This window comes from Microbacterium sp. GW821-FHT01D02 (genome assembly GCF_059422585.1).
Genome location: NZ_JBWKXB010000001.1, coordinates 1,040,624 through 1,067,316, shown reverse-complemented (window position 1 = coordinate 1,067,316; position 26,693 = coordinate 1,040,624). Strand labels below are relative to the sequence as shown.

Below are 26,693 nucleotides of genomic sequence, written 5' to 3'. Positions count from 1 at the left end.
CTCAGCATACCGAGGCGTCTTCGCGCGGCGGCTACATCGATGTAGAGCGGGTGATCCGTGGTTGTATAGCGCCATGGGCATCGAACGCAACTGGGCGGGCAACCTCACGTACCGCGCATCCCGGGTGGAGCATCCGTCATCGATCGACGAACTGCGCTCCCTGCTCGCGCAGGGCGGGCCCGTGCGGCTGTCGGGGTCGCGGCACTCGTTCAACGACCTCGCCGACACCGACGGCGTGCTCATCGCCCTCGATGCCCTGCCTCCGGTGTTCGAGGTGAACGAGGCGCGCGACGCGGTGCGGGTCTCGGGCGCGCTGCGGTACGGCGACGTCGCACCGCTGCTCCAGGCGGAGGGGCTCGCGCTCGCGAACCTGGCCTCCCTGCCGCACATCTCGATCGCGGGCACGGTCGCCACCGGCACGCACGGCTCGGGCGACGCGCTGGGCTCCCTCGCCTCCGCGGTGCGCGCGCTCACGATCATCACCCCCGCCGGCGAGACGCGCACCCTGACCCGTGGCGAGGACGACTTCGCCGGCGCGGTCGTCAGCCTCGGGGCGCTCGGCGCCGTGGTCGACGTGACACTCGACGTCGAGCCGACCTACGACGTCGCGCAGCACGTGTTCGAGCATCCGGACTGGGACGCGATCCTCGCGCAGTTCGACGAGGTGACCGGTGTCGGCACCAGCGTGAGCATCTTCTCCACCTGGCAGCGCACCGACATCGCCGACCAGATCTGGGTCAAGCAGCGTCTCCCCGAGGCGCACGAGGCTGCCAGGGAGTCGCTGTTCGAGCGGCTCGGCGCCGAAGCCGCGGCGGGCAAGCGGCATCCGATCCTCGGTGTCGACCCGGTGGCCTGCACCGAGCAGCAGGGCGAGGCGGGACCGTGGTCCCAGCGGCTGCCGCACTTCCGGCTCGAGTTCACCCCCTCGGCGGGTGCCGAGATCCAGAGCGAGTACCTCGTGCCGCGGGCCGACGCCGTCGCCGCGATCCAGGCCGTGCGACAGCTGGCCGGGCAGATCGCCCCGCTGCTGCTCGTGAACGAGATCCGCACGGTGCGCGCCGACGACCTGTGGCTGAGCTCCTCGTACGAGACGGATGCCGTCGGCATCCACTTCACCTGGAAGCCGGAGGAGGCGGCCGTGCGGGCACTGCTCCCCGCCATCGAGGCGGCACTGCCCCCCACCGCCCGACCGCACTGGGGCAAGGTGTTCACGCTCGACGGTGCGGAGGTGCGCTCGCGCTACCCGCGCTTCGACGACTTCGCGGCCCTCGCCGCGCGCTTCGACCCCGAGCGGCGCCTGGTGAATCCGTACCTGGAGCGTCTCGGACTGTAGGCCGTCGGCTTGGGGCCGCGCGAGGTCGTACACTCGTCGGCGTGAGTGAGTCCCCCCGCGCGTCCGGCCGAACGGTCGGCGTCCGTGACGTGGCGGCGCTCGCCGGGGTCTCCCGGCAGACCGTGTCGCGGGTGCTCAACGACCACCCCGACGTCGCCGCCGACACGAAGCAGCGCGTGGAGTCCGCGATGGCCGAGCTCGGATATCGCATGAACAACGCGGCCCGGGCGCTGGGCACCCGTCGCTCCCGCACCATCGGCGTCCTGGCCTCCGACGCGCTGCAGTACGGGCCGTCGCGCAGCATCGCCGCGCTCGAGGCGACCGCGCGCGAGTCGGGCTACTGGGTCAGCGCCGCGTTCGCCGATGCGGGCGACGCCGAGGCCGTCGTCGCCGCCGTCGAGCATCTCGTCGCCCAGGGCGTCGAGGGGATCGTCGTGGTCGCCCCGCACGCCCGCACCCTCGAGGCCCTCGACGCCCTGCGGATCGGGGTGCCGGTGGTCACGCTGCACTCCGCCGGTCGCGGAGCTCGCGGTCTCTGGGTCGATCAGGCCGCCGGCGCCCGGCTGGCGGTCGCGGCTCTCGCGGATGCCGGGCACACCCGCATCGCGCACCTCGCCGGCCCCGCGGACTGGCTCGAAGCGGAGTCGCGCGTCCAGGGCTTCACGGCCGAACTCGCCGCGCGCGGCCTCGAGCCGGGGCCGGTGATCGCGGGGGACTGGTCGGCCGGATCGGGGTATGCCGCGACCGCCGCGATCCGGGCCGCGGGAGTGACCGCGGTCTTCGCCGCGAACGACCAGATGGCGCTCGGGCTGCTCGGCGGTCTGCAGGAGGCCGGGCTGTCTGTCCCCGCCGACCTCAGCGTGGTGGGCTTCGACGACATCCCGGACGCCGCGTTCTACTGGCCGAGGCTCACCACGGTGCGGCAGGACTTCGACGAGCTGGCGCGCCGCGCGGTCGCCGCCCTGATCGGCACGGTGGAGGCGGATGCCCTGGCGCCGGTCGCCCCCGAGCTCATCTCCCGCGCCTCGGTCGCCCCGCCCCGCTGACCCGCGCCCCGCGCCTCGCGCCCTCCTTCGTTTCGCCGAGTGCACGGCTTCTCGTCGAGTGCACGGCTTGCCGACGTGAACAGGCCGTGCACTCGGCGACATCGCGTGCACTCGGCGGAGGAAGGGGTGGGGAGCGGGACGGCGGGAGGAGAGGGGGCGGGGTGGTTGACGCGGGGGAGTGCTCGTGGCACACTGCTGTGACCGGTCACAGTGATCGGTCACAGCAGTCCGAGGTCCCGTGAGCAACGAAGCCCCCACCTTCTCCGATGAGGTCGAATCGGCCATCCGCACGGTCCGCGCCGACGTCGCCCGGCTGCACGGCGAACTCGTGCGCTACGGACTGGTCGTATGGACGGGCGGCAACGTCTCCGGCCGGGTCCCCGGCGCCGACCTGTTCGTGATCAAGCCCTCGGGCGTCTCGTACGACGATCTCTCCCCGGAGAACATGATCCTCTGCGATCTCGGCGGCCGCGTCGTCCCCGGCACGCCCGGCAGCGACCGCTCGCCGTCGAGTGACACCGCCGCGCACGCCTACGTCTATCGGCACCTGCCCGAGGTCGGCGGCGTCGTGCACACCCACTCGACCTACGCCGTGGCGTGGGCGGCCCGCGGCGAGGAGATCCCGTGCGTGATCACCGCCATGGCCGACGAGTTCGGGGGCGCGATCCCGGTGGGTCCCCTCGCGGTCATCGGCGACGACTCGATCGGACGGGGGATCGTCGACACGCTCCGTGGCCACCGCTCGCGCGCCGTGCTCATGCAGAACCACGGTCCGTTCACGATCGGCATCGATGCGGCCGACGCCGTGAAGGCCGCCGTGATGGTCGAGGACGTCGCCCGCACCGTGCACCTCGCCCGTGAGGCGGGACCGCTGATCCCGATCCCGCAGGAGACGATCGACCGCCTGTTCGACCGCTACCAGAACGTCTACGGCCAGAACGGGGATGCCCGCCGATGACCTCGCGACAGGACGCGGGGCGCGTCGCCGACGACATCCGGGCCGGTCGGACGAGCCTGGGCATCGAGCTGGGGTCGACGCGCATCAAAGCCTGCCTGATCGGGGAGGATGCCGTGGTGCTCGCGACCGGGTCGTCCTCGTGGGAGAACCGCCTCGAGGACGGTGTCTGGACCTACGCGATCGACGAGGTGTGGGCGGGGTTGCAGTCCGCCTACGCGGCGCTGATCGACGATGCCGAGCAGCGGCACGGCATCCGTCCCGACTCGTTCGGGGCGATCGGCATCTCGGCGATGATGCACGGCCACCTCGCCTTCGGTGCGGCGGGCGAACTGCTCGTCCCGTTCCGCACCTGGCGCAACACCGGCACCGGCGTCGCGGCGGCCGAGCTGACGGCGCTGCTCGGTGTCAACATCCCGCTGCGCTGGTCGATCGCGCACCTGCACCAGGCCGTGATCGACCGCGAGGCGCATGTGCCGCGGATCGCGAGCATCAACACCCTCGCCGGCCACGTGCACGAGCGGCTCACCGGCGAGCGGGTGCTCGGCGTGGGCGACGCCTCCGGCATGTTCCCGATCGACGCCCGCTCCGGCACCACCGTCGCACCCGCCTACGACGCGCGGATGCTGCGGGCCTACGACGCGCTCGCCGGTGACCGCCTCTCCCGTCCGCTCGCCGAGCTGCTCCCCGTCGTGCTCCCGGCCGGGGCGCCCGCCGGCACGCTCACCGTGTCCGGCGCGGCGCTGCTGGATCCGTCCGGCGCCCTCCGGCCCGGCATCCCGTTCTGTCCGCCCGAGGGCGATGCGGGCACCGGCATGGTCGCGACCAACTCCGTGTCGCCCCGAACCGGCAATGTCTCGGCGGGCACCAGCATCTTCGCGATGGTGGTGCTGGAACGTCCGCTGGCCGCGGTCCATCACGAGCTGGATCTCGTGACGACCCCCGCGGGTGACGCCGTGGCGATGGTGCACTGCAACAACGGGGCGAGCGAGCTCGCGGCGTGGGCGGGGCTCTTCGGACGCTTCGCCGCGGCCGCCGGGCGGCCCGTCGACGACGACGCGGTGTTCGACGTGCTGTTCCTCGAGGCGCTCAACGGTGAGGCGGACGCCGGCGGCCTGCTCGCCTACAATCACCTCGCCGGTGAGCCCCTCGCCGGACTCGACGCGGGGCGGCCGCTGTTCGTGCGCACACCCGACAGCGCGTTCACGCTCGCGAACTTCATGCGCGCCCAGCTCTACGGCGTCTTCGGCACGCTCGCCCTCGGCATGCAGGTGCTGGCCGCGGAGGGTGTCGAGCTGGACCGGATGTTCGCGCACGGGGGCATGTTCCGCACGGCCGGGGTCGCGCAGCGCTTCCTGGCCGCCGCCCTCGATGCGCCGGTCGCGGTCGGCGAGCTGGCGTCGGAGGGAGGGGCGTGGGGCATCGCGGTGCTCGCGTCGTACCTCGCGCACGCCGACGCCCTCCCGCTCGGGGTCTATCTCGACGAGCGGGTCTTCGCCACGGCATCCGTCTCGGTCGCCGACCCGGATCCCTCCGACGTCGCCGGATTCCTCTCCTACCTCGCCCGCTACCGGTCCGGGCTGGCGGTCGAGGCCGCCGCCGTCGCCTCCCTCCCCGTCCTCCCGTTCGTCGAGCGGGCGTAGCGAGACAAGACGCCTCACCTCGTGTCGTCTCCCTCCCCCTCGCTCGACGATCGGCTCCCTGAAAGGCAACCCATGGCACTCACCACCTCCCTCGACGGCTACGAGGTCTGGTTCCTCACCGGCAGCCAGCACCTGTACGGGCCCGAGACGCTCGCGCAGGTGGCCGACCAGTCGCAGGAGATCGCACGCCTCCTGGACGCGGCGGACGACGTGCCGGTCACCATCGTCTGGAAGCCGGTGCTGACGGATGCCGCCGCGATCAAGCGCACCGCGCGGGAGGCCAACGCCGACGACCGGGTGATCGGGCTCGTCGCGTGGATGCACACGTTCAGCCCGGCGAAGATGTGGATCGCCGGCCTGGATGCGCTGCGGAAGCCGCTCGCGCACCTGCACACGCAGGCGAACGTCGAGCTGCCGTGGGCCGACATCGACTTCGACTTCATGAACCTCAACCAGGCCGCGCACGGCGACCGCGAGTTCGGCTACATCCAGACCCGGCTGAGCGTGCCGCGCAAGACGATCGTCGGGCACGCCAGCGACCCGCGCGTGCAACGCGAACTCGGCACCTGGCAGCGTGCGGCGGCCGGGCTCGCGGCGTCGCGCGACCTGAAGCTCGCCCGCTTCGGCGACAACATGCGCTTCGTCGCGGTGACCGAGGGCGACAAGACCGAGGCCGAGCTGCGCTTCGGCGTGCAGGTGAACACCTGGGGCGTGAACGAGCTGGCGGATGCCGTCGCGACGGCATCCGATGCCGACATCGACGCGCTCGTCGCCGAGTACGAGGAGCTGTACGAGGTCGCGCCCGAGCTGAGGCGGGGCGGCGACCGTCATGCCTCCCTGCGCGACGGGGCCGCGATCGAGATCGGTCTGCGCTCGTTCCTGGAGGAGGGCGGCTTCGGCGCCTTCACCACCTCGTTCGAGGACCTCGGGTCCCTGACGCAGCTGCCCGGACTCGCGGTGCAGCGGCTCATGGCCGAGGGGTACGGCTTCGGTGCGGAGGGGGACTGGAAGACCGCGATCCTGGTGCGCATCGCGAACGTCATGGGCGCGGGACTCCCCGGCGGCGCGAGCCTGATGGAGGACTACACCTACGACATGACCCCGGGCGACGAGCTGATCCTCGGCGCGCACATGCTGGAGGTGTCGCCGTCGCTCACCACCGCGAAGCCCACGCTCGAGGTGCATCCCCTCGGCATCGGCGGCAAGGACGATCCGGTGCGCCTGGTCTTCACGGCCGACCCCGGACCCGCCGTCGTGGTCGCGCTCAGCGACATGCGCGATCGGTTCCGCCTGACCGCGAACGTGGTCGAGAACGTCGAGCCGCGTGCGGCGCTGCCGAAGCTCCCCGTCGGCCGGGCCGTGTGGAAGCCGCAGCCGGACTTCACCACGAGCGCCGCCGCGTGGCTCACCGCCGGAGCCGCGCATCACACGGTCATGTCGACCGCGGTCGGGATCGAGGCCTTCCGCGACTTCGCCGAGATGGCCGAGGTGGAGCTGCTGGTGATCGACGAGAGCACGACGCTGCCGGAGTTCCAGAAGCAGGTGCGCTGGAACCAGGCCTACTACCGTCTCGCGCAGGGGCTGTGATGGCGGTCGCACCGAGGTCCGGACGTCAGCTCCGCATCGTCGGCCACGGGTACGAGGCGATGGTCGCGAGCGTGGGTGCCTCGCTGCGGACGCTCACCTTCGAAGGACGCGACCTCGTCGTGCCGTTCGCTGCGGATGAGGTGCGCCCCGGCTACCGCGGCGCGACGCTCGCGCCGTGGCCGAACCGCATCGTCGACGGCCGCTACCGCTTCGACGGCGTCGAGCATCAGCTGCCGCTGACCGAGCCGGCGCGGGGACATGCCCTGCACGGACTTCTCGTCTGGTCGGAGTTCTCCGATCGGCTGGTCCTCGACGACCGGGTCGTGCTCGCGGCTGTGATCGAACCGCAGGCGGGCTACCCGTTCCGCATCGAGGTCGAGGTCGAGTACCTCCTCGACGCCGAGGGCCTGCATCAGACGATCACGGCGCACAACATCGGAGCGGATGCCGCGCCCTGGGGCACCGGTCCGCATCCGTACCTCGTGGCCGGCCCCGGTCGCGTGGATGCGTGGACGCTGCGGCTCCCGGCCTCCGCGGTCCTCACGGTGACGCCCGACCGGCTGAGCCCGATCGGCGTGGAGCCCGTGGCGCAGCACCCGCAGTGGGACTTCCGTGCGGCGCGGAGGATCGACGACGTGTTCATCGACCACGCGCTCACGGACCTCGCCCGTGCGGACGGCATCGCCGAGGTGCGCCTCACGACCGACGCCGGATCGGGTGTGGCGATGAGCTGGGACGAGCGGTGTCCGTGGGTGCAGGTGCACACCGCCGACAACCCGGGCCTCGACGGCATCCATCGGATCGGCCTCGCGGTCGAGCCGATGACCTGCCCGCCCGATGCCTTCAGCTCCGGGGTCGACCTCGTGGTCCTCGAGCCGGGCGCCGTGCATGCCGCAGCCTGGCGGATCCGCGCGCTCTCGTCGGCTTCGTGACCTGAGCGGATCCGCGGCCCGACCGTCTCAGCGGCCGGCGAGGACCGCGGCGGCCTGCCGGGCGGCGCCGAGCGCGACGTACTCGCCCGCGGGCGGCACCTCGACCGGGATGCCGAGCACCGCCGGGGCGATCGCGCGCACGGCGGGGGACTGCGCCCCGCCGCCGATCAGCAGCGCGCGGTGCAGCGGCACCCCGTCCGCACGGAGGGCGTCGAGGCCCGCGCCGAGGCCGGACAGCATCCCCTCCACGGCCGCGCGCGCGAGGTTCTCGCGGGTCGTGGAGGCGAGCGTCATCCCGCTCAGCGTCGCGGTCGCATCGGGGAGGTTCGGGGTGCGCTCGCCCTCGAAGTAGGGGAGGAGCGACAGGCCATCGGCTCCGGGGGCCGCGGCCAGCGCGAGGCGGCTGAGCTCCTCGTGGTCGACGCCGAGGAGCGCGGCCGTGACGTCGAGGACGCGCGCCGCGTTGAGCGTGCACACCAGCGGAAGGAAGTGTCCGTCGGCGGACGCGAACCCGGCGATGATCCCGGAGGCGTCGGAGGAGGGCGTCGGACTGACCGCGAACACCGTGCCGCTCGTGCCGATCGAGACGACGACGTCGCCCGGACCCGCGCCGAGGCCCAGGGCGGCCGCGGCGTTGTCGCCGGCGCCGGGCGCGACTCGGCGGCCGGCAGCATCCGTCACCGATTCGTCGGCACCGAGCACGCGGGGCAGGACGGCGTCGTGCCCGAGCGCGGCGGCGAACAGCTCGCGGTCGTACTCTCCCGTCGCCGGGTTCCAGTAGCCGGTGCCCGAGGCGTCGGAGCGGTCGGTCACCAGCTCCTCGAGGACGGGGCCGTGCGTCGCTCCCTCGCCGCCGACCGGTCCGTAGCCGCGCAGGCGCCACGTGAGCCAGTCGTGCGGGAGCGCGACCGCCGCGACACGCGCCGCGTTCTCCGGTTCGTGGTCGCGGAGCCAGCGCACCTTCGAGATCGTGAAGGATGCCACGGGCACGAGCCCGGTGCGATCCGCCAGCTCCTGCGCCCCGAACTCCGCGACCAGAGCATCCGCGGCCTCCGCGGACCGGGTGTCGTTCCACAGCAGCGCATCACGGATGACACGGCCCTCGGCGTCCAGCGCGACCATGCCGTGCTGCTGCCCGCCGATCGCCCAGGACTCGATGTCGTCGAGGCCGCCGGCATCCGCGATCGCGGTCCGCAGCGCGCGCCACCAGGCTTCGGGGTCGACCGAGGTGCCGTCGGGGTGCGGAGCGCGACCGGATCGGACGACGGCATCGGCCAGGATGTCGCTCGGAACCGCGGTGTCGAGCACCACGACCTTGCACGACTGCGTCGAGGAGTCGACGCCGAGGACGAGTGCCATGCCGATCAGCGGGCGCCGAGGAGGTGCTCCGTGGCGAGCTGCTGCAGCCGCACGAAGCCGAAGCCGTGACCGCCGAGGTACGCATCGGCGTCGAAGTCCTCGTAGGCGCTGCGGTCCGCGAGGAACGCGTCGTAGCTCTCGCCCGGGTTCAGCGTGGGCGTCGACAGCTCGGCCACGCGCGCGGCGGCCAGGGCCTCCTGCACCTCCGGGTCGGCGCGGAACGCTGCGGCGCGCTCCTTCAGCAGCAGGTAGGTGCGCATGTTGGCGGCGGCCGACGCCCAGACGCCGTCCTCGTCCTCCGTGCGGCTGGGCTTGTAGTCGAAGTGCCGCGGACCTTCGTAGGCGGGCACGCCGCCGGGGCCGCCGTTCTCCAGCAGGTCGACGAGCGCGAAGGCGTTGTGCAGATCGCCGTGCCCGAACACCAGGTCCTGGTCGTACTTGATCCCGCGCTGGCCGTTGAGGTCGATGTGGAAGAGCTTGCCGTGGAACAGGGCCTGGGCGATGCCGGCGGCGAAGTTCAGGCCGGCCATCTGCTCGTGCCCCACCTCCGGGTTCACGCCGACGAGCTCGGGGCGCTCCAGGGAGTCGATGAACGCGATCGCGTGTCCGAGCGTGGGGAGCAGGATGTCGCCACGCGGCTCGTTGGGCTTCGGCTCGATCGCGAACCGGATGTCGTAGCCCTTGTCGGTCACGTAGTCGCCGAGCAGGTTCACGGCCTCGCGGTAGCGCTCGAGGGCGGCGCGCACGTCCTTCGCGGAGTCGTACTCCGCCCCCTCGCGGCCGCCCCACATCACGAAGGTCTTGGCTCCCAGCTCGGCGCCGAGGTCGAGCTGGCGGAAGACCTTCCGCAGGGCGTACCGCCGCACCTGCCGGTCGTTCGAGGTGAAGCCGCCGTCCTTGAAGACCGGGGCGCTGAACAGGTTCGTGGTGACCATCGGCACGATCAGGCCGGTGTCGGCGAGGGCGCCCTTGAGGCGGTCGATCTGGGTCTGCCGCTCGGCGTCGGTGGAGCCGAAGGCGAAGAGGTCGTCGTCGTGGAAGGTGAGGCCGTAGGCGCCCAGCTCGGCGAGCTTCTCGACCGCGTGCACGACGTCGAGTGACGGACGCGTCGGGCCGCCGAAGGGATCGGTGCCGTTGTAACCCACCGTCCAGAGGCCGAAGGAGAACTTGTCGTCGCGGGTCGGGGTGAGGCTCATGATGCTCCTTCGCATGGTGCCGCGCGGCGGCGCTGCATAAATGTTGTGAGCAACAACATATAACCTGATGTCGAGGTTGTCCACCTCCTAGACTGACCGGAAACCGAATGCGAGGAAGATGTGACGGATGCTGCGCCGGAGCTCGGCGGAACCGCTGCGCCCAAGGAGCCCGGCGATGGCGTGCGCTCGCGCAACCTCGCTCGCGTCCTGCGCCTCGTGCACCGGGGCGGAGCGCAGTCGCGAGCGCAGCTGACCGCCGCCACGGGGCTGAATCGCTCCACGATCGCCGACCTCGTCGCCGAGCTCGTGACCGACGGATGGGTCGTGGAGCGCGATCCGGATCCGGTGGGCAGGGTCGGACGGCCCTCGCCGGTCGTCGCGGCAGCGCCCTCGACCGTGGTGATCGCGGTGAACCCCGAGATCGACGCGGTGGAGATCGCGGCGGTCGACCTCGCGCGCACGATCTCGGTCCGTGAGCGCATCGAGTCCGCCTCCCTGCTCACGGCCGAGGAGGTCGCGGCCCTCGTCTCCGAGGTCGTCGACCGCTGGCGCGCCGGTCCGCTCCGAGAGGCACGGCTCGTCGCCGTCGGCGCCGCGGTGCCCGGGCTGGTCCGCGCGGCCGACGGGCTCGTGCGGAACGCGCCGCACCTCGGCTGGACGGATGCTCCGCTGCGCGCGCTGATCGCCGACGCGACGGGCCTTCCTGTCGCGGTGGGCAACGACGCGAGCCTCGGCGCTCTCGCCGAGCACCTGTTCGGGGCGGCGCACGGCGCGAACGACGTCGTCTACCTCAACGGCGGGCCCTCCGGCATCGGTGGCGGGATCATCGTGCACGGCTCTCCGGTGGGCGGGGTCGGCGGCTACGCGGGGGAGTTCGGGCAGAACCGGGTCGATGCGGATCGCACCACCGTCCTCGAGGACGACGTCAGCCGCGCTCGTCTTCTCGACCTGCTCGGACTCGCCGCCGCGGACGACGCGGCCCTCGCGGACGCTCTCGCCGCGGCATCCGACGACGATCCGGTCCGAGAGGAGTGCGATCGCCAGCGCGGTGTGCTCGCGCAGGCGATCGCGGATGCCGTGAACATCCTCAACCCCTCGGTGGTCGTGCTCGGCGGCTTCCTCGCGCAGCTCGAGGAACTCGACCCGGAGAGCTTCGCCTCCGCCGTGGCCGCTCGCGCCATGGCCGAGAACGCGGAGGGGCTGCGCATCCTCCCGGCCTCCCTCGCCGCCGACCGGCTGCTGCTCGGTGCGGCCGAGCACGCGCTGACCTCGGTCGGCGTGATCTGACGGGAGCGGTCTGACGGGAGTGGCCTGACGGGAGTGGACGACGGGAGCCGGCGCTCGCAGGGTCTCAGGCGAGAGCGGTGAGCAGGGCGCGAGCCGCCGACTCCGAGGACTGCGGGTTCTGTCCGGTGATGAGCAGGCCGTCCACGATCGTGTGATCGCTCCACGCCGTGGCGACCTCGACGTCGGCGCCGAGATCGCGCAGTGCGCTCTCGAGCAGGAATGGCGCGCGGTCGGCGAGCCCGCCCAGGCGCTCCTCCTCGTCGGAGAATCCGGTGATCCGTCGTCCGGCGACCACCGGGTCACCGGCCTCCGTGCGCGCGGGCAGGAGAGCGGCCAGGCCGTGGCAGACCGCGGCCAGGGGTCGCCCGGCCGCGATGGTCGCCGAGATCAGCGCGGCCGAGTCGAGGTCGTGAGCGAGGTCCTGCATCGGGCCGTGACCGCCGGGGTAGTAGACGGCATCGAACGCAGACGCCTCGACGTCGGCCAGCACGAGCGGCGCCGCGAGGCCGGGGATCTCCGCGACAGCGGCGGCGTCACCGTCGCCGAGGCTCGCGGCATCCACGACGGGGGCGACCCCGCCGGGAGTGGCGAAGACGACGTCATGGCCCGCCGCGGTCAGCAGTCGCCACGGGGTCACCAGCTCCTCCGCCCAGAATCCGGTGGGGTGCTCGGTGCCGTCGCTGAGGGTCCAGCTGCGGGCGGCGGTCACGACGAAGAGGACGGTGGACATGAGGGCTCCTTCGAGATGGGGGACGGCTCCCGTGCGGAAGTCGATACCGGGGATAACGGACTCCTGTCAGGAACGCTTCCGATAGATTCACGGTATGAGCAATCGGAATTCCGATGGTCTGGGAGACATCGCCCTGTGGCGCACGTTCCTCGTCGCGCACCGATCGGGGTCGGTGTCGGCGGCCGCGCGGACGCTGGGGCTCGCGCAGTCCTCCGTCACCGCTCAGCTGCAGGCGCTGGAGCGGAGCATGGGGGAGCCGCTGTTCGTCCGGCATGCTCGCGGGATCCGTCCCACTCCCCGCGGCGACGACCTCGCCGCCCGGCTCTCCGGTCCGCTGGACGCGCTCGCGCTCGTGGTCGGTGCTCCGGAGCCGGCCGAGAGCCCGGCGGTGCGGATCGGCGGCGCCGCCGAGTTCGTCGAGCGCGTGGCGATGCCGGCTCTGGCGCCGCTGATCGACGCGGGCCGCCGCATCGCGGTCACCGAGGGGGTCGCGGATGAGCTGTTGGAGCAGCTGCGGGTCGGCAGCCTGGACCTGGTGATCTCCGCCGTGCGGCCGAAGGGGCGCGCCCTACCCGCGGCCGCCCTCGTCGACGAGGAGTTCGTCCTCGTCGCCGCTCCGTCGCGAGGCCTCACGCCCTCCGCCGAGCTGGCCCCCGAGGCGCTCGAGGGCATCCCGCTCCTCGCCTACGCGCACGACGTGCCCATTCTGCGGCGGTTCTGGCGCCATGTGTTCGGCGTCCGGCTGGAGCGCGAGCCGGCACTGATCGTGCCCGACCTGCGCGCGCTCGCCGCGGCAGCGGTCGCCGGTGCCGGGGTCACCGTGCTGCCCGCCTACCTGATCGCGGACGAGCTCGCCGACGGCCGACTCGTCGTCGTGTGCGAGACCGATGACCCGCCGATCAACACCATCCACCTGGTGCGCCGTCCGGGACCGCTTACCGACGCGGTGGCCGAGATCGACCGGATGCTCCGTCTCGCCGTCGCCGGAGGATGACCCGCGGCGGGCGTGTCAGCGCTCGGGCATCCGCCGGGGCACGCGGGCGAGGAACGGCCGTGGCCAGGCGCCCAGCGCGAGGACGGCGAGCGCGGTCTGGAGCAGGCCCGTCACGAAGTAGATGCCGTGCAGCGGCGACCAGACGAGCATGATGGCGATCTCCACGAAGATCCAGATCATCATCGTGAGCCCGGCGGCCGCGTGCATCCCCCAGGCGAGGCGGAACCGCCCGAACTGCGCGAGGACCGCCAGCGCCTGCACCCCGCCGACGACGACGCCGAGGATGATCCCCGGCCACACGTAGGAGTCGAACGCGCTGCCCTCGATCCACTCCCTCGGCAGCCCCATCCCGCCGCCGATCGTCAGCCCCACCATCCCGGCCAGTGCGGACAGGAGCTGGAAGGAGGCGACGGAGGCGAGCGCGATCCGGAGGGCACGAGGGGGATGCGGAGTCGGTCGCATGGCCCCACCGTAGCGGCAGGGTGCGCGCCCGTGCTCGGCGAGGGGACGGGGAGAACCCGGGCCGTCGCGATGGTGTGGCCGACCCGAGGAGAGGTCAGCGCGTGAGCCAGCTCCGCAGCGAGCGCGTCACGAACGGGAGCACCCAGTACGCCATGATCGGCGTGAGCACCAGCGTGGTGACGAGCACGCGCAGCCAGATCGGCAGCTCGTTCCATCCGGGGACGGGGCTCATCGCGTACGTGAAGGCGAGGTTCACGGGGAAGAAGCCCAGCCAGATCGACGTCGCCTGCTTCCAGCGCGGGGGAGCCGGCGCGACCGTGACCGTCTCGGTGGTGCCGTCGGGGGACGGGAGCGTGATGGTGCCGGTCGTGGGCTCGTCGAACCAGCCCTCGATCCCGGTCCGGCGCTTCGAGCGCTCGCTGCGCACGAAGCCCTCGCCCATCGACAGCCACCACGCCCGCTCGGCCGACTGCTCCCAGGCCGTGAGCGAATCCTCGCTCGCGAAGCGGTAGAGCATGTGCCAGACCTGAGAGTCCTCGCCGGCACGGACCCAGCCGGAGCCGAGGAAGCCCGGATACTTCGTCGCGAGGTTCACCCCCGTCTGCACCCAGGCGGTCGCCTCGACGATGCGCTCGGGGTCGACTTCGCGGCGGATGGACACGGTGAGAGGTTCGGACAAGGTGGAGTCCTCGGTGACGGGCGTCCGGGATCGGGACGCCGAAGCGGATGCGCCAGGGGTGGCGGCGCACGTCGATTCTACTTCTGATGCGACCGGAGGCAGGGCATCGGCGCCGCCACGAAGAGGACCCCCGCCGACCCGATTCGGCGGGGGTCTCGCGGCGTGGGAGCCGCAACGGGAGCGAGAGTGCCCACCGTGCGCGCGGTAGACGTGACACCCGATCCGGTCTGAGTCTCTGTCCGCGCATCTGCAGTTGTACGCGGGCCAGATGACGCGGCGGTGAACGCCGCGCGAACAACCTCGATCCGTGGGGGAGGAAGGAGCGGGTCGAAATACAAGGACGTCCTAGGAAATGTCCGGGCGCCAGAGTAAACTCGCCAATGTGCCAACGACGGCACGGAGGGATGTCACACAATGACTCGTACCATCGCGCACTTCGTAGGCGGATCGCTGCTCACACCCGACGAGGGCCGCTTCGCCGACGTGTTCGATCCGAGCACCGGCGCCGTGCAGGCCCGTGTGCCGCTCGCCTCGGCCGAGGAGGTGCGTCGCGTGATCGCGAACGCCGCGGAGGCCCAGGTCGCCTGGGCGGCGACCAACCCCCAGAAGCGCGCCCGCGTGCTGCTCCGCTTCCTCGACCTGGTGCAGCGCGAGATGACGTCACTCGCCGAACTGCTCGCGAGCGAGCACGGCAAGACGGTCGACGATGCGAAGGGCGACATCCAGCGCGGCCTCGAGGTCATCGAGTTCTCCGCCGGAGCTCCGCACCTGCTCAAGGGGGAGTACTCCACCGGAGCCGGTGCCGGGATCGACGTCTACTCGATGCGGCAGCCGCTCGGCGTGGTCGCCGCGATCACCCCGTTCAACTTCCCGGCCATGATCCCGCTCTGGAAGGCGGGCCCCGCCCTCGCCGCCGGCAACGCGGTCGTGCTCAAGCCCAGCGAGCGCGACCCCTCGGTACCGGTGCGCATCGCCGAGCTCTTCCTCGAGGCAGGGCTGCCCGCCGGTGTCCTCAACGTGGTGCACGGCGACAAGGAGGCGGTCGACACGCTGCTCACCGACGACCGCATCCGCGCCGTCGGCTTCGTCGGCTCCACCCCGATCGCCGAGTACATCTACGCGACCGCCGCGGCGAACGGCAAGCGCGCGCAGTGCTTCGGCGGGGCGAAGAACCACATGATCGTGATGCCCGACGCCGACCTCGACCAGGCTGTCGACGCGCTGATCGGCTCCGGCTACGGCTCGGCCGGCGAGCGCTGCATGGCCATCTCGGTCGCGGTGCCGGTGGGGCAGGAGACGGCGGATGCCCTCGCCGCCAAGCTCTCCGAGCGCGTCGCACAGCTGCGGGTCGGTCCGTCCCTCGCGACCGACGTCGACTACGGGCCCCTGGTCACGCGGGCGGCCGTCGAACGGGTCGAGGGGTACATCCAGCAGGGCGTCGACGAGGGCGCGACGCTCCTCGCCGACGGTCGCAGCTTCACGGTCCCCGGTCACGAGGAGGGGTTCTACCTCGGCCCGACGCTGTTCGACCACGTCACGACCGACATGGCGATCTACCGCGAGGAGATCTTCGGCCCGGTGCTGGTGATCGCCCGCGCCGCCGACTACGAGGAGGCCCTGCGTATGGCCTCCGAGCACGAGTACGGCAACGGCGTCGCGATCTTCACGCGCGACGGCGACGCCGCCCGGGACTTCGCGGCCCGCGTCGAGGTCGGCATGGTCGGCGTGAACGTGCCGATCCCGGTCCCGATCGCGTATTACACGTTCGGCGGCTGGAAGCGCAGCGGCTTCGGCGACCTCAACCAGCACGGCACCGACGCGTTCCGCTTCTACACGAAGACCAAGACGGTGACGAGCCGTTGGCCGGCGGCGGGCATCCGCGACGGCGCCAGCTTCGTCATCCCCACCATGCATTGATCCACTCCCACAAGGAACCACGATGACCATGACCACCGTCACCACCACCGCCGAGGAGCGCGAGGCGATCCTCGGCGCCGTCCGCGAGTTCGCGGAGACCGAGCTCGCCCCGTACGCCGCCGAGCGCGACGAGAAGCACCTGTTCCCGCGGGAGTCGCTCAATCGCGGCGGCGAGCTGGGCCTCGGCGGCATCTACGTCGACGAGGAGTTCGGCGGCACCGGGCTCAGCCGCACCGACACCGTCGCGATCTTCGAAGAGCTCTCCAAGGGCGACCCCGCGGTAGCCGCCTACATCTCCATCCACAACATGGTGGTGTGGATGATCGACACGTACGGCGACGAGGCGCAGCGCGGCCAATGGCTGCCGAAGCTCACCGCCATGGCGGAGTTCGGCGGCTACTGCCTCACCGAGCCGGGCGTCGGGTCGGATGCCGCGAACGTCGCGACCAGTGCCGTGCGCGACGGCGACGACTACGTGCTCACCGGTGTCAAGCAGTTCATCTCGGGCGCCGGCGAGGCCGCCGTCTACGTCGTGATGGCGCGCACCGGGGAGCCGGGTGCCCGCGGGATCAGCGCCTTCCTCGTCCCCGGCGACGCCGAGGGGCTGAGCTTCGGAGCCCTGGAGAAGAAGATGGGCTGGCATGCACAGCCGACGCGACAGGTGATCTTCGACGGCCTCCGGGTGCCGGCATCCGCCATGCTCGGTGACGCGGGCCGCGGTTTCGCGATCGCGATGTCGGCCCTCAACGGCGGCCGCCTCAACATCGCCGCCTGCTCGCTCGGTGGCGCGGAATGGGCGCTCGACCGGGCCGTGCAGTACGTGCACGAGCGGGTCGCCTTCGGGGAGCCCCTCTCGGAGAAGCAGTCGATCCTGTTCGCGATCGCCGACATGCGCACCGAGCTGCACGCCGCCCGACTGATGGTGCGCGACGGCGCGCAGGCGGTCGACGAGCACGCTCCCGACGCCACCATGCGCTGCGCGATGGCCAAGCGCTTCGCGACCGACGCCGGCTTCGACGTCGCCAACCGCGCCCTGCAGCTGCACGGCGGGTACGGATACCTGCAGGACTACGGGATCGAGAGGGTTGTCCGCGATCTGCGGGTGCACCAGATCCTGGAGGGGACGAACGAGATCATGCGACTGATCGTCGGACGCGAGATGCTGCGACCCGCGGGTTCGAGCTCCCTCCAGCGCAGCGGCGGAGACCAGATGCGGAGCGCCTCATGACCACGCCGGCCTCCCGCCCCGTGGTGGCGTTCCTCGGTCTCGGACACATGGGGCTGCCGATGGCGAAGAACCTGGTGGCCGCCGGGCATGAGGTGCACGGCTTCGACCTCGTCCCCGCGGCCATCGTCGCGGCGCGGGCCGCCGGCATCACGGTGGCGGCGAGCGGTGCGGATGCCGTGACCGAGGCGGATGTCGTCATCACGATGTTCCCCGCCGGAAAGCACGTGATCGAGGCGTATCGCACCGAACTGCTCGCGGCCGCGCGACCGGGAACGCTCTTCATCGAGTCGTCGACCATCGCGGTCGACGAGGCGCGGGCCGCGCACGCGCTCGCGCTCGCGGCGGGGCACCGCAACGTCGACGCCCCGGTGTCGGGCGGCGTGGTCGGAGCCGAGAACGGCACCCTGGCGTTCATGGTCGGCGGCTCGGACGAGGACTACGCGGCGGCACGCCCGCTGCTCGAGGTCATGGGCGCGCGTATCGTGCACTGCGGTGGTCCCGGACTCGGCCAGGCCGCGAAGGTCTGCAACAACATGGTGCTCGCGGTCTCGCAGATCGCGGTGGCCGAGGCCTTCGTGCTGGGTGAGCGGCTCGGGCTCGAGCACCAGGCGCTGTTCGACGTCGTCTCGCAGGCCTCCGGTCAGTGCTGGTCGATCACGACCAACTGCCCGGTTCCCGGACCGGTGCCCACGAGTCCCGCGAACCGCGACTACCAGCCGGGCTTCGCCGGGGCGCTGATGGCCAAGGACCTCGGGCTCGCGCTGCAGGCGATCGAGCAGACCTCGACGGATGCGCGCATGGGGCGGCTGGCGCAGGAGATCTACGCGGCCTTCGCGGCCGGTGACGGGGCGGCGCGCGACTTCTCCGGGATCATCACCGACATCCGCGACGACCGCGTGTGAGCGCTGCGTCGCGGACGTTTCGTCTCGCTCCGCTCGCTCAACGACCGGGGGCGGGCGGGGGAGATCCGGTCGTTGAGCGAGGGAGCGCAGCGACCGAGACGAAACGTCCCCGCGCCGCGACATACTGAAGAGAACCACGACGGAGAGGGCGACATGACCGAGTACGAGACGATCCTGGTCGAGCAGCGCGGACGAGTCGGATGGATCACCCTGAACCGGCCGGAGGCACTGAACGCCTTGAACGGCCGGCTCGCCGAGGAGGTCACGGCCGCGGCGCTCGCCTTCGACGCGGACGACGGCGTCGGAGCCATCGTCGTGACGGGCTCGGAGAAGGCGTTCGCGGCCGGTGCTGACATCAAGGAGATGGAGGGCATGTCCGCGGCGGAGATGCTCGAGACTGACCACTTCGGCATCTGGCACGAGTTCGCTGCGGTGCGCACGCCGGTGATCGCGGCGGTCTCCGGGTTCGCCCTGGGCGGCGGATGCGAACTGGCGATGATGTGCGACATCATCCTGGCCGCCGATACGGCGAAGTTCGGTCAGCCCGAGATCAATCTCGGCGTGATCCCGGGCATGGGCGGTACGCAGCGCCTGATCCGCGCGGTCGGCTACTACAAGGCCGCGGAGTTGGTGCTCTCCGGCCGCTTCATGGGCGCGGAGGAGGCGGAGCGGTCCGGCCTCGTGTCCCGCGTCGTGCCGGCATCCGACCTCCTGGCCGAGGCGACGAAGCTCGCCGACACGATCGCCTCGAAGTCGCTGCCGTCGGTCTACGCCGCGAAGGCCGCGCTGGATGCCGCGATGGAGACGACCCTCTCCGAGGGGCTCGCGCACGAGAAGCAGGCGTTCGCCGCACTGTTCGACACCGCCGACCAGAAGGAGGGCATGTCGGCCTTCCGGGAGAAGCGGTCGCCCGACTTCCAGAACCGCTGAGCGTCTGAGCGCCCGAACACCTGACGAGACGAGTGCGTGACGCGATGAGTGCCGGGATCGAGGAGCGGTCAGCCCCGGAGCGCGTCGACGATCTTCGCGATCCGGCGCTCGCGGGTCGCGTCCTGCTTGGCCTCGGCCACGCTCCGCGCGTGCTCCTTGCGCACGGTGTACGACAGGGCGTCGAAGGCGGAGCGCAGCGCGGGATCGGTGTCGAGAGCGGCGGCGAGCTCGGGCGGGACCTCCACCGTCCGCTCCGCGGCATCCACGCGGATCACGGCGTCGATCTCCTGACCGATCTCGAGCCCGAGGTCGGCGCGCACGGCCTTGCTGAAGCCGATCATGTTCTCGCTGCCCATGCGCGCGACGCGCAGGCGGGCGGTGCGTCCGCCGATCGTGACGGCGACCGGGAAGGCCTTGCCGGCGCCGAACGACGCGACCTGCTCGTCGCTGAGCAGGATCGCCGCAGCGGGGCCACGGCCGGTGAGGACGGTGTGCAGACGCAGTTCGCTCATGCCGAAAGGGTACGCCCGGGATCCTCGAATTCGGCGGCGAGAATCGCGTTGCGCTCCGCGATCAGCCGACGCATGTACGCGCGCAGGAACATCGCGTCCACGAGCCGGCCGAGCGGTCCGAACGGCGAGCGGAAGGTCACGGTGTCGTGCATGAGCGTGCCGGCCGGATGCTCCTCGAACCGGTGCTCGTGCAGGAAGGCGGCGAACGGACCGGCGATCTGCCGATCCGAGAACCCGTGGGGCGGATCGACGTCGAACACGATCGACCGCAGGCGGAAGGGGATGCCGAAGTGGCGCGCGCGCCAGGTCGCGGTCGTGCCCTCGGTGAAGACGCCGCCCGCCGGTGCCTCGACCATGGTCTCTCCGTATCGGGCCATGCTCTTCACGTGCAGTGACGGGTCCAGCGACGCGGCGAACACCTCGGCCGGAGTCGCGCCGATGATCGTCTCGAGCGCGAACCGGGCCATGTCAGAGGGCTTCGGGCTGCGGACGCGGATCGGCGAAGTCGCCCGCGTCCTTGCGCAGCCGGGCCACGATCGCGACGAGCTCGGCGGCGTCGTCGCGGCTCAGCCCGGGCTCGGCGAAGACATCGGCGTTGAGGGCCTGGGTCGCCTGCTCGACGAGTTCCCGACCGGCGTCCGTCAGGACGAGGAGTGCGGCCCGTCCGTCGTGCGGGTGCGGTTCGCGGGCGATCAGGCCGTCACGGACCAGACGCTCCGCCGTGCTCGTGACCGTCGTCGGATGCACCTGGAGTCGGGCGACCACGCTCGAGAGCGGAAGGCTGCCCGCGCGGCTGAAGGCCAGCAGGCGCAGCACCTCGTAGCGCGCGAAGCTCAGAGCGAAGGGCTTGAGGGCCGCGTCGACGCGGGCGAGCAGCAGCTGCTGGGCCCGCATGACCGACGTGACCAGCGCCATGCCGTCGGCGGCATCCGTCCACCCGTGCGCGAGCCACTGCCGCTTCGCCTCGGCGAGCGGGTCGATGGGGAGCGGACGGGGACGGGCCATTTCTCTACGGTAGTGGCGGGAGTGGGTGGCGCGGCGACGGCGCGCGCCGCATCGTCGTCGATACCGCTGAGTCTGAGTCGCAAGTCGGCTGGGACTCAGTACCGCGGTCTAGAATTGCAGCAGTCGTGAGGAGCAATCGATGAAGATCTTCGTCCTGGTCAAAGAGGTGCCGGACACCTATGGCGACCGCAAGCTGAATCTCGAGACCGGACTCGCCGATCGCGCGGCCGGTGACGTCGTGCTCGACGAGATCACGGAGCGCGCGCTCGAGGTCGCGCTCAGCTACGCCGACAAGAACGACGGCACCGAGGTGGTGGCCGTCTCGATGGCTCCCGAGGGTTCGACCGCCTCCGTGCGCAGGGCGCTCGCGATCGGGGCCGGCTCCGCCGTGCACATCGCCGACGAGCAGCTCGCGGGGGCCGACCTTGGACTCACCGCCGAGGTGCTCGCGGCCGCGATCCGCCGCGGTGCCCCCGACCTCGTGATCACGGGCAACCTGTCGACCGACGGCTCCGGCGGTGTGATCCCCGCGATGCTGGCCGAGCACCTCGGGTTCGCGCAGGCCACCGCGCTGACCTCGGTCGAGATCACCGCGGAGGGCGTCTCGGGGACTCGTGGCGCAGACGCCGGGAGCCAGCCGGTCTCGGCGTCGCTGCCCGCCGTCATCTCGATCACCGAGGCGCTCCCCGATGCCCGGTTCCCGAACTTCAAGGGCATCATGGCCGCGAAGAAGAAGCCGCTCGAGGTGCTCTCTCTCGCCGACCTGGATGTCTCGGCCGATCCGGCCGCAGCTCCGCGGACGATCATCACCGCGGTGTCGGAGAAGCCCCCGCGTGCGGCCGGCGTGAAGATCACCGATGAGGGTGACGCCGCCGACAAGCTCGTCGAGTACCTCGTGCAGAACAGGCTGGTGTGAGATGACCTCTTCCGAGAACCCGATCCTCGTCCTCGTCGACGTCGACCCTTCGGGCTACGCCGCGAGCAGCACGGCCGCCCTGATCGGTGCGGCATCGACCATCGGCTCGCCCGTGGCGCTCATCGTCGGCGGCAGTCCGGCGACGGTGGACCAGGTCGCTGCCGCCGGAGCCTCCGTCGTGCTGACGGCCGACGGGGACCCCGCCGCTCTCACGGTCCCGATCGTGGACGCGCTGGAGGCCGCGGCGGCGCAGGTGCGCCCCGATGCGGTGCTCATCTCGAACTCGATCGCCGGGCGCGACGTGGCCGGACGCTTCGCCGTGCGCACGAAGAGCGCACTCTCGGTCGATGCCGTCGGCGTCTCCCGCGATGAGGAGGGCGTGGTCGCGCACCACTCCGTCTACGGCGGGGCGTACCTCGTCGACTCGGCTCCCACGTTCGGCGCCCCGGTGATCACGGTGCGCCAGGGCGCGGTGGACGCGCGCGCGGAGGCCGTGGCCTCGCATTCGGTCGAGGTCCTCGCCGTCACGCCGTCGGGCGCGGTCGCGGCGACCGCCGGCCCGGTCGAGGCCGTCGAGGTGGCCTCCTCCCGTCCCGAGCTCCGCGGTGCCACGCGCGTCGTGTCGGGCGGACGCGGTCTCGCCTCGAAGGAGAAGTTCGTGCTCGTCGAGGAGCTGGCCGATGCGCTCGGCGCCGCGGTCGGTGCCTCCCGGGCAGCCGTCGATGCGGGCTACATCCCGCAGTCGCACCAGGTCGGGCAGACCGGTGTCTCCGTGTCGCCCCAGCTGTATGTCGCGCTCGGCATCTCCGGCGCGATCCAGCACCGCGCGGGCATGCAGACATCGAAGAACATCGTCGCGATCAACAAGGACCCCGAGGCGCCGATCTTCGACGTCGCGGACTTCGGCATCGTCGGCGACGTGTTCGCCGTGGTCCCGCAGGTGATCGCCGCGCTCGAGGCGCGGAAGAAGTAGTCATGGCGACGCGGGTGCTGCGACGCGGGCTGCCGCGTGTGCCGGGCGGGGAACCCTGGCCTCCGGCGGATGCCGTGGCGGCGGAGGCGGCCGCCGACGGCGGAACGGATGCCGGCCCGGCCGCTGAGGCGACGCCCATCCACGAAGCGCCGGCGGCTGCCGTCACCGCTGCTTCCGTAGAGACTCCCTCGGCTTCTGCTCCCTCTGCTGGGGCTGCCCTCGCGGGTACCGCGAGACGGTCCGGTCTGCGTCGTGGGCTCCCGCGCGTTCCGGGTGGAGAGCCGTGGCCGCCGGCCGACACCGCCTCCTCCGTCACGGCGGACGTGGCTTCCGTACCCGGGACCTCGGAAGGCCCGAAGCTGTCGGCTCCGGTCGCAGCACCCGCTGCTGCCGCGACCGTGCCCGCCGTCGCGACGGAGACTGCCGCGGCGTCGACGGTCTCTCCGGCTGCGGTCGCTCCGGCTGCGGTCGCGCAGACCGCGGCCGTGCCCGGATCGGAGTCCGGGGCGAATGTCCGTCGCGGACTGCCCCGCGTCGCCGGCGGAGAGCCGTGGCCGCCCGCGGGAACGGTTCCGGCGCTGCAGGGCGCCTCGTCTCGGTCGGCTGCGCCGTCCTCGCTCGACGACCGGGGAAGCGCGTCGACTGCGCCGTCCTCGCTCGACGACCGGACGGTTGAGGCGGACCTCGTTCCCGTCCCCGCTTCCGCGGTCGCCGTCCCTGCCGTCGCCGACCTCGACGCGCCGCTGCCCTGGACGCGCACGGTGTGGAACGGTCGCGCCCCGCGGCACATCACTGCGGCTCCGGAATCCGGTCGCCGCCGTCCGACGTGGACGCAGGCGATCGCCGTCCTGCTCGGCGCGGCCGCGCTCGGGCTGATCGCGGGCGCCGCCGTCGCATTCGTGCGCACGCTGCTGAGCTTCCCGTTCATGCAGGACTTCCTCGCCGCGTTCCCCGGTCACTACGAGCCGGCGATCGCCGTCGAGCCCGGGTTCTCGCCGTGGATCGGCTGGCAGCACTTCTTCAACATGTTCCTGATGGTGCTGATCATCCGCTCCGGTCTGCAGGTGCGCACCGAGAAGCGGCCGACGGTCTTCTGGACTCCCCGAGGGAACGCCAAGGGGAAGATCAGCCTCAACCTCTGGTTCCACCAGTCGCTCGACATCCTGTGGCTGGTGAACGGCGTGATCTTCGTGGTGCTGCTGTTCGTCACCGGGCACTGGGTGCGGATCGTGCCGACGAGCTGGGAGGTGTTCCCGAACGCGCTGTCGGCGGCGCTGCAGTACGTCTCGTTCGACTGGCCGCACGAGAACGGATGGAACAACTACAACAGCCTGCAGCAGCTCGCGTACTTCGCCACCGTGTTCCTCGCCGCGCCTCTCGCCGCGATCACCGGGTTCCGGATGTCGGGGCTGTGGCCGAAGAACGCCGAGAAGCTGTCGAAGGCCTACCCGGTCGAGTGGGCGCGTGCGCTGCACTTCCCGATCATGCTCTACTTCGTGGCGTTCATCATCGCCCACGTCGCGCTGGTGATGCTGACCGGATTCCTCGCCAACCTGAACCACATGTTCGCGGCGCAGGACGCGGTCACCTGGACCGGGTTCTGGGTGTTCATCGGCGCGCTCGTGGTGATCGCGATCGGCTGGGTGGCCGCTCGCCCGCTGGTGCTCGCGCCGATCGCGAAGGCCTTCGGAAAGGTCTCGGGGCGCTGACGCGGTGCCCTAGACCTCGACGGCCCGGAACGTGATGGTCTCGGTCTGCGGCGCGCCGTCGCGGAGCAGGGCGAGCGTCAGCTCCGAGTCCCAGGCGGCGGCGACGTGGAAGCCGGTCACGCCGACGGCGACCATCGCGGAACCGCCGGCCGGGATCGTGATCGTGCCGGTGACCGGACCCGTCAGGGAGTCGAGCGCCGGCGTGACGTCGACCGTCCAGGTGAGCGTCACGTCCGACGTCCCGGTGTTCGTGACGAGCGCTCCCGGCCAGTCGAAGGTCGAGCCGTCGACGGTCGCGGGGTTCATCTGCACGATCAGCGGGGAGGTGGATGCGGCGGCGAGCGGTGTGGCGACCGCCACGGCGATCACCGGCACGGACCATGCCGCGGCGCGCACCAGCGTCCGTCGTGTGACTGCGGTCGATGTCCCCTGCTGTTCCATGCGATTCCCCCAACGTCTATGACTTTTGGCCATAGTTCCCATGACTTAAGGCTAGTCGAAGACGTGCGCGTGCGATGATCGGCCCACGTGTCGAAAAGGCGGCGGCGCACTCCACGGAAGGAAGAACATGGCAGAGGCATACATCGTCGACGCGGTGCGCTCGCCCGTCGGCAGGCGCGGCGGCTCGCTCTCCGGCGTCCACCCGGCCGACCTCGGCGCGCACAGCCTGACCGCGCTCATCGACCGCACGGGCATCGATCCCGGCGCCGTCGACGACGTGATCCTCGGAGCGATCGACGCGATCGGGGGACAGGCGGGCAACGTCGCCCGCACCGCGCTCCTGGTGGCGGGCTTCCCGGAGCACGTGCCCGGCGTCACGATCGACCGTCAGTGCGGATCGAGCCAGCAGGCGGTGCACTTCGCCGCACAGGCGGTCATGAGCGGCACGAGCGACCTGATCATCGCGGGCGGGCTGCAGAACATGTCGCAGGTGCCGCTCACCGCGGCGGCGACCGTGGGAGAGGCCTACGGCTTCACCACCCCGTATGCGGAGTCACCCGGCTGGCGTGCGCGCTACGGGGACCAGGAGATCTCGCAGTTCCGCGGCGCCGAGCTGATCGCGCAGAAGTGGGGCATCACGCGTGAGGAGATGGAGCGGTTCGCGCTGGAGAGCCACCGCCGCGCGGCACGCGCACAGGACGAGGGACGCTTCACGAACGAGATCGCGCCGCTGAACGGCCTCGATCACGATGAGGGCGTTCGCCGCGACACCTCGCTCGAACGCATGGCCGGGCTCCCGCCCCTCGCCCCCGACGGGCGGATCACCGCAGCGGTCGCCTCGCAGATCAGCGACGCGTCCAGCGCCGTGCTCATCGCGAGCGGGCGCGCGGTGAAGGAACAGGGGCTCACCCCGCGCGCCCGCATCCATCACCTGTCCGTCCGCGGCGACGACCCGGTGCTCATGCTCACCGCCCCGATCCCCGCGACCAGGCAGGCACTGGAGCGGACCGGACTGCGCGCCGAGGACATCGACCTCTTCGAGGTGAACGAGGCCTTCGCGTCGGTGGTGCTCGCCTGGATGCGCGAGACCGGGGTGCCGCACGAGAAGGTCAACGTCAACGGCGGCGGTATCGCGCTCGGGCACCCGATCGGCGCGACGGGCACGCGCATCCTCTCGACCCTGCTCAACGAACTGGAGCGCACGGGCGGGCGCTACGGCCTGCAGACCATGTGCGAGGGCGGCGGCGTCGCGAACGTGACGATCATCGAGCGTCTCTGACGGCTCCCCGAATCCTCTGACCGCCACGAAAGGAGACGGGCCGCCTCCCCGAAGGAAAGCGGCCCGTCTCGGACGAAGAGTGGATCAGGGGCGGACGAAGCGGACTTCGGTCAGCGTCTCGCCGAGGAACGGCTCGGTGTGCGTGGCACCGTCGAGACGGAATCCGTTGCGCGTGTAGAAGCGGTGCGCGCGGGGGTTGTCCTCGGCGACCCAGAGGTACAGCGGCTCGTCCTTCTCGACGGCGGCGTCGAACAGCTTCTGGCCGATGCCGGTGGAGTGCCACGCGTCGAGCAGGTAGATGAAGTAGAGCTCGCGGAAGGCGGGAGCATCCTTGTCGCGGGCGGGACCGGAGCCGACGAAGCCGACGATCTCCCCGTCGACGAGCGCGGCGTTCATCTTGAACTCGGGGCCCTGCGAGGCCCAGTGCGTCCAGAGCTCGGCCATGCGGCGAGGCGAGACCTTCTCCAGTGCCGCCTTGCTGATCAGGTGGTCGTAGGTCTCGTGCCAGCACTGGGCGTGCACGCGACCGAGGGCTTCCGCATCCACATCACGGACCGGACGGACGATGACTTCAGGCTGGGCTTCGGCGCTCATGTTCGTGACTCTACGCGCGGCATCCGCGAAGAGGAAATCGAGTGGATGCCCGACGAGACGCGCTGTCACGTGCTGGAGGGTTCG

At 71.5% G+C, this 26,693-nt stretch carries 26 protein-coding genes; 16 read left to right on the top strand and 10 right to left on the bottom strand.

Annotated features, from left to right (window positions below):
• Positions 1 to 73 precede the first annotated feature (73 nt).
• From AC07VM_RS05235 to AC07VM_RS05210, 6 genes are all read left to right on the top strand, one after another.
• A complete protein-coding gene (locus AC07VM_RS05235) occupies positions 74 to 1,333 on the top strand; it encodes a D-arabinono-1,4-lactone oxidase (RefSeq protein WP_494910251.1) in 1,260 nt (419 codons plus the stop codon).
• Positions 1,334 to 1,374: 41 nt separating this feature from the next.
• Positions 1,375 to 2,379 (top strand): LacI family DNA-binding transcriptional regulator, encoded by a 1,005-nt coding sequence (locus AC07VM_RS05230; protein WP_494910250.1) that lies wholly within the window; start codon positions 1,375 to 1,377, stop codon positions 2,377 to 2,379.
• Positions 2,380 to 2,617: 238 nt separating this feature from the next.
• Complete coding sequence (locus tag AC07VM_RS05225; protein WP_494910249.1) at positions 2,618 to 3,337, top strand: L-ribulose-5-phosphate 4-epimerase; 720 nt, start codon at positions 2,618 to 2,620, stop codon at positions 3,335 to 3,337.
• A complete protein-coding gene (locus AC07VM_RS05220; protein ID WP_494910248.1) occupies positions 3,334 to 4,977 on the top strand; it encodes a xylulokinase in 1,644 nt (547 codons plus the stop codon). The genes AC07VM_RS05225 and AC07VM_RS05220 overlap by 4 nt, the downstream gene beginning before the upstream one ends.
• A 72-nt stretch (positions 4,978 to 5,049) precedes the next feature.
• Entirely contained in the window at positions 5,050 to 6,564 is a 1,515-nt protein-coding gene (gene araA / locus AC07VM_RS05215; protein ID WP_494910247.1) for an L-arabinose isomerase, read from the top strand.
• On the top strand, positions 6,564 to 7,496 hold the full coding sequence (locus AC07VM_RS05210; RefSeq protein WP_494910246.1) for an aldose 1-epimerase family protein: 933 nt from the start codon (positions 6,564 to 6,566) through the stop codon (positions 7,494 to 7,496). The genes araA and AC07VM_RS05210 overlap by 1 nt, the downstream gene beginning before the upstream one ends.
• Positions 7,497 to 7,523: 27 nt before the next feature.
• Here AC07VM_RS05210 and xylB read toward each other — a convergent pair whose 3' ends face one another.
• Together xylB and xylA are read right to left on the bottom strand one after the other, a co-directional pair.
• The gene (gene xylB / locus AC07VM_RS05205) at positions 7,524 to 8,855 is read right to left on the bottom strand and encodes a xylulokinase (RefSeq protein ID WP_494910245.1); all 1,332 of its coding nucleotides are present in this window, start codon (positions 8,853 to 8,855) and stop codon (positions 7,524 to 7,526) included.
• A 5-nt stretch (positions 8,856 to 8,860) separates the two neighbouring features.
• Positions 8,861 to 10,051, bottom strand: coding sequence for a xylose isomerase (gene xylA / locus AC07VM_RS05200; RefSeq protein WP_494910244.1), 1,191 nt, complete (start codon positions 10,049 to 10,051; stop codon positions 8,861 to 8,863).
• Between the two features lie 120 nt (positions 10,052 to 10,171).
• Here xylA and AC07VM_RS05195 point away from each other — a divergent pair, with 120 nt between their 5' ends.
• A complete protein-coding gene (locus AC07VM_RS05195; RefSeq protein ID WP_494910243.1) occupies positions 10,172 to 11,338 on the top strand; it encodes an ROK family transcriptional regulator in 1,167 nt (388 codons plus the stop codon).
• A gap of 64 nt (positions 11,339 to 11,402) precedes the next feature.
• On the opposite strand, the gene AC07VM_RS05190 is transcribed toward AC07VM_RS05195, so the two are convergent.
• A complete protein-coding gene (locus AC07VM_RS05190; protein ID WP_494910242.1) occupies positions 11,403 to 12,068 on the bottom strand; it encodes a type 1 glutamine amidotransferase domain-containing protein in 666 nt (221 codons plus the stop codon).
• Between the two features lie 94 nt (positions 12,069 to 12,162).
• Between AC07VM_RS05190 and AC07VM_RS05185 the strand changes: the two genes are divergently transcribed.
• A complete protein-coding gene (locus AC07VM_RS05185) occupies positions 12,163 to 13,062 on the top strand; it encodes a LysR family transcriptional regulator (RefSeq protein WP_494910241.1) in 900 nt (299 codons plus the stop codon).
• Positions 13,063 to 13,077: 15 nt separating this feature from the next.
• On the opposite strand, the gene AC07VM_RS05180 is transcribed toward AC07VM_RS05185, so the two are convergent.
• Both AC07VM_RS05180 and AC07VM_RS05175 read right to left on the bottom strand, forming a co-directional pair.
• A complete protein-coding gene (locus AC07VM_RS05180) occupies positions 13,078 to 13,524 on the bottom strand; it encodes a hypothetical protein (RefSeq protein WP_494910240.1) in 447 nt (148 codons plus the stop codon).
• Between the two features lie 94 nt (positions 13,525 to 13,618).
• Positions 13,619 to 14,203 carry an antibiotic biosynthesis monooxygenase gene (locus AC07VM_RS05175; protein WP_494910239.1) on the bottom strand — a complete coding sequence of 195 codons (585 nt, stop codon included), beginning with the start codon at positions 14,201 to 14,203 and terminating at the stop codon, positions 13,619 to 13,621.
• Positions 14,204 to 14,617: 414 nt separating this feature from the next.
• Between AC07VM_RS05175 and AC07VM_RS05170 the strand changes: the two genes are divergently transcribed.
• The 4 genes from AC07VM_RS05170 to AC07VM_RS05155 all read left to right on the top strand — a co-directional run bounded on the left by AC07VM_RS05170 (position 14,618) and on the right by AC07VM_RS05155 (position 19,180).
• On the top strand, positions 14,618 to 16,120 hold the full coding sequence (locus AC07VM_RS05170) for a CoA-acylating methylmalonate-semialdehyde dehydrogenase (protein WP_494910238.1): 1,503 nt from the start codon (positions 14,618 to 14,620) through the stop codon (positions 16,118 to 16,120).
• A 22-nt stretch (positions 16,121 to 16,142) separates the two neighbouring features.
• Positions 16,143 to 17,348: an acyl-CoA dehydrogenase family protein gene (locus tag AC07VM_RS05165; protein ID WP_494910237.1), complete on the top strand. Its 1,206-nt coding sequence runs from the start codon at positions 16,143 to 16,145 to the stop codon at positions 17,346 to 17,348.
• On the top strand, positions 17,345 to 18,250 hold the full coding sequence (gene mmsB / locus AC07VM_RS05160; protein ID WP_494910236.1) for a 3-hydroxyisobutyrate dehydrogenase: 906 nt from the start codon (positions 17,345 to 17,347) through the stop codon (positions 18,248 to 18,250). Before AC07VM_RS05165 ends, mmsB begins: the two co-directional genes overlap by 4 nt.
• 153 nt (positions 18,251 to 18,403) lie before the next feature.
• Positions 18,404 to 19,180: an enoyl-CoA hydratase gene (locus AC07VM_RS05155; RefSeq protein ID WP_267416090.1), complete on the top strand. Its 777-nt coding sequence runs from the start codon at positions 18,404 to 18,406 to the stop codon at positions 19,178 to 19,180.
• Between the two features lie 68 nt (positions 19,181 to 19,248).
• Here AC07VM_RS05155 and AC07VM_RS05150 read toward each other — a convergent pair whose 3' ends face one another.
• The 3 genes from AC07VM_RS05150 to AC07VM_RS05140 are packed head-to-tail and all read right to left on the bottom strand — an operon-like array spanning position 19,249 to position 20,697.
• Positions 19,249 to 19,692: a YdeI/OmpD-associated family protein gene (locus tag AC07VM_RS05150; RefSeq protein ID WP_267416089.1), complete on the bottom strand. Its 444-nt coding sequence runs from the start codon at positions 19,690 to 19,692 to the stop codon at positions 19,249 to 19,251.
• The gene (locus AC07VM_RS05145; protein ID WP_494910235.1) at positions 19,689 to 20,159 is read right to left on the bottom strand and encodes an SRPBCC family protein; all 471 of its coding nucleotides are present in this window, start codon (positions 20,157 to 20,159) and stop codon (positions 19,689 to 19,691) included. The genes AC07VM_RS05150 and AC07VM_RS05145 overlap by 4 nt, the downstream gene beginning before the upstream one ends.
• 1 nt (position 20,160) lies before the next feature.
• The gene (locus AC07VM_RS05140; protein WP_267416086.1) at positions 20,161 to 20,697 is read right to left on the bottom strand and encodes a MarR family winged helix-turn-helix transcriptional regulator; all 537 of its coding nucleotides are present in this window, start codon (positions 20,695 to 20,697) and stop codon (positions 20,161 to 20,163) included.
• Between the two features lie 139 nt (positions 20,698 to 20,836).
• Between AC07VM_RS05140 and AC07VM_RS05135 the strand changes: the two genes are divergently transcribed.
• Genes AC07VM_RS05135 through AC07VM_RS05125 form a run of 3 tightly spaced genes read left to right on the top strand, consistent with a single transcriptional unit; the run spans position 20,837 to position 24,295 of the window.
• Positions 20,837 to 21,613, top strand: a complete 777-nt coding sequence (locus AC07VM_RS05135) for an electron transfer flavoprotein subunit beta/FixA family protein (protein ID WP_267416085.1) — start codon at positions 20,837 to 20,839, stop codon at positions 21,611 to 21,613.
• Between the two features lies 1 nt (position 21,614).
• Complete coding sequence (locus tag AC07VM_RS05130) at positions 21,615 to 22,586, top strand: electron transfer flavoprotein subunit alpha/FixB family protein (RefSeq protein ID WP_494910234.1); 972 nt, start codon at positions 21,615 to 21,617, stop codon at positions 22,584 to 22,586.
• 2 nt (positions 22,587 to 22,588) lie between these two features.
• On the top strand, positions 22,589 to 24,295 hold the full coding sequence (locus AC07VM_RS05125; RefSeq protein WP_494910233.1) for a cytochrome b/b6 domain-containing protein: 1,707 nt from the start codon (positions 22,589 to 22,591) through the stop codon (positions 24,293 to 24,295).
• Positions 24,296 to 24,304: 9 nt separating this feature from the next.
• Here the strand turns inward: AC07VM_RS05125 and AC07VM_RS05120 are convergent, their stop codons facing one another.
• Entirely contained in the window at positions 24,305 to 24,736 is a 432-nt protein-coding gene (locus AC07VM_RS05120) for a hypothetical protein (RefSeq protein WP_267416079.1), read from the bottom strand.
• Positions 24,737 to 24,863: 127 nt separating this feature from the next.
• Between AC07VM_RS05120 and AC07VM_RS05115 the strand changes: the two genes are divergently transcribed.
• The gene (locus tag AC07VM_RS05115; protein WP_494910232.1) at positions 24,864 to 26,015 is read left to right on the top strand and encodes an acetyl-CoA C-acetyltransferase; all 1,152 of its coding nucleotides are present in this window, start codon (positions 24,864 to 24,866) and stop codon (positions 26,013 to 26,015) included.
• Positions 26,016 to 26,099: 84 nt separating this feature from the next.
• Here the strand turns inward: AC07VM_RS05115 and AC07VM_RS05110 are convergent, their stop codons facing one another.
• Positions 26,100 to 26,609 carry a GNAT family N-acetyltransferase gene (locus AC07VM_RS05110; RefSeq protein ID WP_267416076.1) on the bottom strand — a complete coding sequence of 170 codons (510 nt, stop codon included), beginning with the start codon at positions 26,607 to 26,609 and terminating at the stop codon, positions 26,100 to 26,102.
• Positions 26,610 to 26,693: the final 84 nt, after the last annotated feature.

What these genes read in the sequence shown, in the direction of transcription:
- AC07VM_RS05235 (WP_494910251.1), top strand. Translation starts at nt 74, where the DNA reads ATGGGCATCGAACGCAACTGGGCGGGCAACCTCACGTACCGCGCATCC.
- AC07VM_RS05220 (WP_494910248.1), top strand. Translation starts at nt 3,334, where the DNA reads ATGACCTCGCGACAGGACGCGGGGCGCGTCGCCGACGACATCCGGGCC.
- araA (WP_494910247.1), top strand. Translation starts at nt 5,050, where the DNA reads ATGGCACTCACCACCTCCCTCGACGGCTACGAGGTCTGGTTCCTCACC.
- AC07VM_RS05210 (WP_494910246.1), top strand. Translation starts at nt 6,564, where the DNA reads ATGGCGGTCGCACCGAGGTCCGGACGTCAGCTCCGCATCGTCGGCCAC.
- xylB (WP_494910245.1), bottom strand. Translation starts at nt 8,855, where the DNA reads ATGGCACTCGTCCTCGGCGTCGACTCCTCGACGCAGTCGTGCAAGGTC.
- xylA (WP_494910244.1), bottom strand. Translation starts at nt 10,051, where the DNA reads ATGAGCCTCACCCCGACCCGCGACGACAAGTTCTCCTTCGGCCTCTGG.
- AC07VM_RS05190 (WP_494910242.1), bottom strand. Translation starts at nt 12,068, where the DNA reads ATGTCCACCGTCCTCTTCGTCGTGACCGCCGCCCGCAGCTGGACCCTC.
- AC07VM_RS05185 (WP_494910241.1), top strand. Translation starts at nt 12,163, where the DNA reads ATGAGCAATCGGAATTCCGATGGTCTGGGAGACATCGCCCTGTGGCGC.
- AC07VM_RS05180 (WP_494910240.1), bottom strand. Translation starts at nt 13,524, where the DNA reads ATGCGACCGACTCCGCATCCCCCTCGTGCCCTCCGGATCGCGCTCGCC.
- AC07VM_RS05170 (WP_494910238.1), top strand. Translation starts at nt 14,618, where the DNA reads ATGACTCGTACCATCGCGCACTTCGTAGGCGGATCGCTGCTCACACCC.
- AC07VM_RS05165 (WP_494910237.1), top strand. Translation starts at nt 16,143, where the DNA reads ATGACCATGACCACCGTCACCACCACCGCCGAGGAGCGCGAGGCGATC.
- mmsB (WP_494910236.1), top strand. Translation starts at nt 17,345, where the DNA reads ATGACCACGCCGGCCTCCCGCCCCGTGGTGGCGTTCCTCGGTCTCGGA.
- AC07VM_RS05155 (WP_267416090.1), top strand. Translation starts at nt 18,404, where the DNA reads ATGACCGAGTACGAGACGATCCTGGTCGAGCAGCGCGGACGAGTCGGA.
- AC07VM_RS05150 (WP_267416089.1), bottom strand. Translation starts at nt 19,692, where the DNA reads ATGAGCGAACTGCGTCTGCACACCGTCCTCACCGGCCGTGGCCCCGCT.
- AC07VM_RS05145 (WP_494910235.1), bottom strand. Translation starts at nt 20,159, where the DNA reads ATGGCCCGGTTCGCGCTCGAGACGATCATCGGCGCGACTCCGGCCGAG.
- AC07VM_RS05140 (WP_267416086.1), bottom strand. Translation starts at nt 20,697, where the DNA reads ATGGCCCGTCCCCGTCCGCTCCCCATCGACCCGCTCGCCGAGGCGAAG.
- AC07VM_RS05135 (WP_267416085.1), top strand. Translation starts at nt 20,837, where the DNA reads ATGAAGATCTTCGTCCTGGTCAAAGAGGTGCCGGACACCTATGGCGAC.
- AC07VM_RS05130 (WP_494910234.1), top strand. Translation starts at nt 21,615, where the DNA reads ATGACCTCTTCCGAGAACCCGATCCTCGTCCTCGTCGACGTCGACCCT.
- AC07VM_RS05125 (WP_494910233.1), top strand. Translation starts at nt 22,589, where the DNA reads ATGGCGACGCGGGTGCTGCGACGCGGGCTGCCGCGTGTGCCGGGCGGG.
- AC07VM_RS05120 (WP_267416079.1), bottom strand. Translation starts at nt 24,736, where the DNA reads ATGGAACAGCAGGGGACATCGACCGCAGTCACACGACGGACGCTGGTG.
- AC07VM_RS05115 (WP_494910232.1), top strand. Translation starts at nt 24,864, where the DNA reads ATGGCAGAGGCATACATCGTCGACGCGGTGCGCTCGCCCGTCGGCAGG.
- AC07VM_RS05110 (WP_267416076.1), bottom strand. Translation starts at nt 26,609, where the DNA reads ATGAGCGCCGAAGCCCAGCCTGAAGTCATCGTCCGTCCGGTCCGTGAT.